At 22.1% G+C, this 651-nt stretch carries 1 protein-coding gene; it reads right to left on the reverse strand.

Annotation, left to right across the window (positions count from 1 at the left end; all coding sequences use genetic code 11):
• Positions 1–324: 324 nt before the first annotated feature.
• The gene (locus tag LUA84_RS01025) at positions 325–486 is read right to left on the reverse strand and encodes an MBL fold metallo-hydrolase (protein ID WP_231434019.1); all 162 of its coding nucleotides are present in this window, start codon (positions 484–486) and stop codon (positions 325–327) included.
• Positions 487–651: the final 165 nt, after the last annotated feature.

The following is a 651-nucleotide window of genomic DNA, read 5'->3' on the forward strand; positions in this document are numbered from 1 at the left end:
TCAATATTTCCAACAATTCTTGGTATTAATTTCATATCTTCAAATACCATAGTATCACCAGCATGATATATTATCCTGTCATCAACTTTTATTACAAAACTACCTGGATTTCCTAGCCATAATATATTATCATTCTCATCGGTTATACTTGAAGTATGTACTGCAGGGAATAAATATATTTCTATATTGTTATGAACTGTTCTACCACCAAAATTTAATCCAGTTGTTTTTATTCCAAATTTTTCTAAATATTTAGCTATTTCAAAAACACAAATTACTTTTATATCAGTATTTTGAGCTAATTCTATTTTTTAACCTATATGATCAAAAATGTGCATGTGTTAATAAAATAATATCTATATCTTCTAAATCTGATTCTTCATATTTTGCCTTTGGATTTTGTTTAATAAATGGATCTATTAATATATTTCCATATGTACTCTTAATTAAAAAACAGGAATGTCCTATCCATTTTACATAAACCATAAATAAAATATATTTATTACATTTTAGAATATTTTTATAATATGTACATAATTCCTTATATAATACTAATAATAATATTTGTAGAATTGTTATTGTCTATATAGAAATAATTATTTCTATTATCTTATGATAAAGAAGAAATTAATTATGAGATAAAAGATTTTC

The sequence above is a fragment of the Candidatus Nanopusillus massiliensis genome (genome assembly GCF_920984865.1).

Bases quoted from the DNA above. Each gene is read 5' to 3' on its own strand.
- LUA84_RS01025 (WP_231434019.1), bottom strand. From the start codon at position 486: ATGGTTTATGTAAAATGGATAGGACATTCCTGTTTTTTAATTAAGAGT.